6 protein-coding genes and 1 pseudogene are annotated in these 5763 nt (G+C 44.7%); 4 read left to right on the top strand and 3 right to left on the bottom strand.

Features of this window, described 5'->3' with window-relative positions:
• Positions 1-39 precede the first annotated feature (39 nt).
• From LC574_RS23095 to LC574_RS23080, 4 genes and pseudogenes are all read left to right on the top strand, one after another.
• Positions 40-132: pseudogene (locus tag LC574_RS23095) on the top strand (NAD(P) transhydrogenase subunit alpha); the annotation flags it as partial.
• A 111-nt stretch (positions 133-243) separates the two neighbouring features.
• On the top strand, positions 244-1158 hold the full coding sequence (locus LC574_RS23090) for a cytochrome c oxidase subunit II (protein ID WP_229455906.1): 915 nt from the start codon (positions 244-246) through the stop codon (positions 1156-1158).
• Positions 1159-1171: 13 nt separating this feature from the next.
• A complete protein-coding gene (gene ctaD / locus LC574_RS23085) occupies positions 1172-2833 on the top strand; it encodes a cytochrome c oxidase subunit I (protein ID WP_229455902.1) in 1662 nt (553 codons plus the stop codon).
• A 488-nt stretch (positions 2834-3321) separates the two neighbouring features.
• Complete coding sequence (locus LC574_RS23080) at positions 3322-3924, top strand: heme-copper oxidase subunit III (protein ID WP_229455904.1); 603 nt, start codon at positions 3322-3324, stop codon at positions 3922-3924.
• 271 nt (positions 3925-4195) lie between these two features.
• Here the strand turns inward: LC574_RS23080 and LC574_RS23075 are convergent, their stop codons facing one another.
• From LC574_RS23075 to LC574_RS23065, 3 genes are all read right to left on the bottom strand, one after another.
• On the bottom strand, positions 4196-4975 hold the full coding sequence (locus LC574_RS23075) for a hypothetical protein (protein WP_229455900.1): 780 nt from the start codon (positions 4973-4975) through the stop codon (positions 4196-4198).
• 150 nt (positions 4976-5125) lie between these two features.
• Positions 5126-5491 (bottom strand): DUF5615 family PIN-like protein, encoded by a 366-nt coding sequence (locus LC574_RS23070; protein ID WP_229455899.1) that lies wholly within the window; start codon positions 5489-5491, stop codon positions 5126-5128.
• A 2-nt stretch (positions 5492-5493) separates the two neighbouring features.
• The coding region (locus LC574_RS23065) for a DUF433 domain-containing protein (RefSeq protein ID WP_229455897.1) at positions 5494-5763 on the bottom strand (270 nt) is incomplete at its 5' end.

Genomic DNA, 5763 nt, shown 5'->3' with positions numbered 1-5763 from the left:
CCATGCCCCATTCCCATTTACACAAGGAGTTTTGATTTCATGACAGAGGCATTACTTGCTGCTTTGTTTGTATTTGTTTTAGCATCTTTTATCGGCTTTGAAGTTATCAACAAAATACCACCGACTCAACACAACACTCAAATAAGTCATTTGTCAATTGTTTAAAGTTACTAACCATCGACCAATGCCCAATGCCCCATGCCCAATGCCCCATGCCCCATGCCCAATAACCAATGACCAATGATGAAAATCCAGAAGATTTTAAATATTTTGACGCTGCTGACAGGCGCGATCGCAGTGACTCTTACCAGTCTCTGGATCGGGAAGCAGGCTTACTCCTGGCTTCCCCCCCAAGCAGCAGCCGAATCTCAATTAATTGATGATTTGATTAGCTTCTTAGTAACCCTCGGTGCGTTCATCTTCTTGGGAGTAACAAGTACTCTGATGTATTCTGTTATTTTCCATCGGGCAGTCAAAGATGACTTCACCGACGGCCCACCAATTGAAGGTAATATCACCTTAGAAGTTGTCTGGACAGCAATCCCAATACTGTTAGTGTTTTGGATTGCGGGTTACAGTTACCAAGTTTACGAACAAATGGGGATTCAAGGCCCATCGGAATTAGTTCACCTGCATAATCCATTGGGAATGGAATCAGGTTATGCAGCACCAGCTAAGGCTTTAGCAGAACCTGTAGAAAAAATCGACGTACTAGCTAAACAGTGGGCGTGGGTTTTTCATTACCCAGAAAGAGATATTACCAGTACCGAATTGCATTTACCTAGCGATCGCCGGGTGCGTTTAGCGCTGCGATCACAAGACGTACTCCACGGCTTCTATATACCTGCATTTCGCCTCAAGCAGGATATTATTCCCAACCATGCGATCGACTTTGAATTTACTCCCATCCGCCCTGGTCAATACCGATTGACCGATTCCCAATATAGCGGCACATACTTTGCGACGATGCAGGCGAATGTGGTTGTCGAATCTCCTGAAGATTATCAGCAGTGGCTAGCACAAGCTGCAACCCAAAAGCCATCCCTAGCAAATAATCAGGCAGCTTCTGAGTATGCCCAAACATCCAATCAATCAGTCCAAACTGGTTGGGTTACAGTTCCACCTGCTGCACCTCCTCTAGTCAATTCACCTGGTTGAAAGGAAAGTAACCATGACTAATGTTCCTATTGAAGGTATTCTTCTCCCTAATGAGAAGCCTAACCACGAATCTCCGAGTAACTGGAAAGAATACTTCAGCTTTAGTACTGACCATAAAGTTATTGGTATCCAGTATCTCGTTACCTCCTTCTTCTTCTTTCTCATCGGCGGTATCTTTGCGATGGTGATGCGGGGAGAACTGCTAACACCCGAATCCGATTTAGTCGATCGCACCGTCTATAACGGTATGTTCACCATGCACGGCACTGTGATGCTGTTTTTGTGGACATTTCCCTCACTGGTTGGTTTTGCCAACTATTTAGTGCCATTGATGATTGGGGCGCGAGATATGGCATTTCCTCGCCTCAACGCCGTCGCCTTTTGGATGGTGCCAGTAGTTGGGATTTTGATGATGGGTAGCTTCTTCGTCCCTGGTGGCCCAGCCCAAGCCGGTTGGTGGTCTTACCCACCAGTTAGTCTCCAGAATCCCACAGGTAACTTGATTAATGGTCAAGTTCTCTGGCTGTTAGCGGTGGCAATATCCGGCGTATCCTCAATTATGGGGGCAGTGAACTTTGTCACCACAATCGTGAAGATGCGGGCCCCAGGAATGGGCTTTTTTCGGATGCCCTTGTTTGTCTGGGGAGTGTTTAGCGCCCAGATTATCCAACTATTCGGACTACCTGCATTGACAGCAGGTGCAGTGATGCTGCTACTTGACCTCACAGTTGGCACTGCTTTTTTTGACCCTAGCAAGGGTGGGAATCCAGTTATGTTCCAGCATTACTTCTGGTTCTACTCCCACCCCGCCGTTTACGTGATTATTTTGCCTGTCTTTGCGATTTTCTCAGAAATCTTTCCGGTTTATTCGCGTAAACCTCTATTTGGTTACAAAGTTGTTGCCGTTTCATCCATTTTGATTGCGGTAGTCAGTGGTATTGTTTGGGTACACCACATGTACGTCAGTGGTACATCAGGCTGGATGCGGTTGATTTTCATGCTGACGACGATGTTTGTATCTGTCCCCACAGGAATTAAAGTATTTGCTTGGGTAGCAACTATTTGGGGAGGTAAACTGCGAGTACATACACCGATGCTGTTCGCTCTAGGTGCATTGATCATGTTTGTGTTCGCAGGAATCACAGGCATCATGCTTTCCTCCGTACCGGTTGATGTCCACGTTAACAATACCTACTTTGTGGTGGGACACTTCCACTACGTCCTCTACGGCACCGTGACAATGGGCTTGTATGCTGCCATCTACCACTGGTTTCCCAAAATGACTGGGCGGATGTACTCCGAAAGCTGGGGTAAAATCCACTTCTGGTTAGCCTTCATCGGCACCAACCTCAACTTTTTGCCCATGCACCCCTTGGGATTACAAGGGATGTTACGCCGAGTTGCTTCCTACGCCCCAGAGTATCAATTCTGGAATATCATCGCTAGCCTGGGCGGATTTCTCTTAGGAATGTCCACCTTACCCTTCATATTCAACATGGTGATTTCTTGGATGCAAGGCGAGAAAGCACCTAATAATCCTTGGCGGGCAATTGGACTAGAGTGGATGGTTTCTTCACCGCCCCCAGTAGAAAACTTTGAAGAAATCCCCATCATCATCTCCGAACCCTACGGCTACGGCAAATCTGAACCTTTGACAGCTAACCTCTCAGACTAACCCAGGCTATCCCAATACGGTTCAGTTAAGGAAATTTATCTGTTAAGGCAGGCAGGGGGAGCAGGGGATGCAGGGGAGGCAGGGGGGGAGAAAAAAGCTTAACTGAACGGTATTGCAGGCTATCCTACTGTGTACACACAAATCTTTTAGAGTTACTCCGTAACTTAGGGTAAGTTAATTTTTGCAGGTCGATACAACAAAGGTGCAAGTCGATACAACAAACTTGCAGGTCGATACAACAAACTTGCAAGTCGATACAACAAACTTGTAAGTCGATACAACAAACTTGTAAGTCGATACAACAAACTTGTAAGTCGATACAACAAACTTGTAAGTCGATACAACAAACTTGCAAGTCGATACAACAAACTTGCAAGTCGATGCAATAAAGGTAAGGTCAAAAGACTTGTGTGTACACCGTAGCACAACGAGCTACGTTTCCTTTGCGTTTTAAATTCAACCCTCAAGCTAAAAGCAAAACTCCACCAATGGACAGTTATATCAATTCAAATGAATTGCACCACACAGCCGCAGAACATACACACGACGAAGAAGGCAACAAGATGTTTGGCTTCATCATCTTCCTACTGTCTGAAAGCGTCATTTTCTTGAGTTTTTTCGCCGGATATGCCATCTACAAAACAACAACCCCTAACTGGCTACCAGCTGGTGTTTCCGGGCTAGAAGTAAAAGAACCGACAATCAACACAATAATTCTTGTCGCCAGTAGCTTTGTAATTTACTTAGCAGAACGCGCCCTTCAACGCCATGACTTAGTGAAATTTCGCCTATTTCTCTTGACAACAATGGCGATGGGAACTTACTTTTTGGTTGGACAAGCGATTGAATGGAACAGCCTCGCTTTTGGCTTCACATCAGGGGTATTTGGTGGGACGTTTTACCTGCTAACAGGTTTCCACGGTTTGCACGTTTTCACAGGTATTCTGTTGCAGTTGATTATTTTAGTGCGATCGTTCATACCTGGCAACTACGACACAAGTCACTTCGGCGTCAACGCAACCTCGTTATTTTGGCACTTCGTCGATGTTATCTGGATTATTTTGTTTATCCTAATCTACGTTTGGCAGTAACAGGACTTACGCAGCGATGATTAGTCATTGCGAGTGGAACGCAGTCAAGCGTTGCAATCCCAGTCTTGACGAGATTGCTTCGCAACGTTTGCAATGACGAAAGTACGTTGCCTTTGCGTAAGTCCTGAGTAAATAATAGGACTTACGCAAACTCTACGATTCTTGGCGTTCTTGGCGTTCTTGGCGGTTCGATAAATTAAGCTTTTTAGCACTTTTTGCGTAAGTCCTAAATAAGAATGAGGGAGTAATTTCTCCCTCTGCTCATTTCCCTTTAAACTAAATAACTCGTATTTGGCACGATCGCAAAGAAAGCATACTCATACCAAGCAGTCCAGATAAAACTGCGAATCCATCGCTGGCGCTTTTCAAGACTCAATTCATATTCAAACGCGCCACGAGATACATCAATGGAAGATAGGTGAGAGTTGCAACCACAGCCGTGTTGATAAGTAAAACCGTATTTGGAGGCAATACTTTGCACTTTCATCTGAATCGCAAATACTTTACCTGCATGGAGTATGGCATCCCAAGCACGTTTGTGTTCAATATCGCGCTGATCAAATCGTAAGGCGCGTTCTTCAAAAACATGATCGCGGTAAATTGGTGCTAGATGCACATGATAGAAGCTGGCAGGTAGTTCATAACCAAACTCGTTGAATAAATCTATACCAATGCGAGCGACTTTTACTTCATCAGCATACTTTGCACCCTTTGACTGCACATCCTGGAGAATTTTTTCAAAGTTCGGATAGCTGTGTTTGAGAAAGTCTTGCCCAAAAAATTCTAGGGTTTCCCATGCCAATTGTGCAAATAGCTGGGAAAATGACGGTATCAAGTGAGCTAGTTGGGGGCGATCGCTAAACAAGTCAACATCACCATGCTCTAATTTATATAAGAACAACTGTGCCATCTCAACATAGCTTTGGGGATGAGAAAGTCCGACACTCGTGGTTCCTCTAGCAATGTCTTGCCATGTAGAAGGTAGTTGAGAAACGTGAACCGCATTTTCTCCAGCAATGACTGCAACAGGAGGACATTCGAGAAGCTGCATCGACAATCTCCTTTAAGACTTTAATGTGTAATTTAGGTATAATTTCTTATCTAATATTCCCACAGAAATTCAGGAAGCAATTGAGAATTGTAATGTTAATGATATTTTAACTTCAACTTCCAAATCAACATTCTGCAAGCCTTTGGCACTTCAATCAAGCCAATCACTGAGAAATTCAACTTGATTGTGCATCTGCTCGGCTGATTTTGTCGCCAACAGCTCCAAGATTCCACGTACCTGCTCACCTACTGAAAACCGCTGTTGCTGCATCAGCAGTATACCTGCATGAGGTTGTCCGCGTGTGACAAACTCGGTGTGCAAACGGTAAAAGTCTCGCACATTGCCGCTATATATCACCCTACCTTGCTCCGTCGCCCATATAAGCTGCTCCTCATCGGCGTATCTTAATCGATTTGCTTCCAAGCTCGTCATTACGTCTATACCCCTCTCTCTTAAAGCTTGCACAATTGCTCGACGGTTAGAATCCTCATCGGTATACAGACGAATTTGACTCACGATTATTTACTAGATTTGTGCAAGGCTATGAGGCGATCATATTCAGCTTCATCTGCTGCAATGTCCACATCGATTTCATTTTTGTTGGCGTAGTAATGGGTTAATGCCGCATAAACCTGCGCCAAGTTTAAATGCTCTATTTCATGAGCAATTTCTTCTATGCTATGACCCGCGTTATGCCAAATTGCAATTCGACGAACGGTAACTCCTGTGCCTGCAATCAAAGCAGTTCCCCCATGAATTCCAGGATGAGAGTCAATCAAACTACCAAT

The organism is Nostoc sp. CHAB 5715 (assembly GCF_020829685.1).
GTDB lineage: Bacteria > Cyanobacteriota > Cyanobacteriia > Cyanobacteriales > Nostocaceae > Nostoc.
This window is presented reverse-complemented; position numbering and strand designations above follow the sequence as displayed.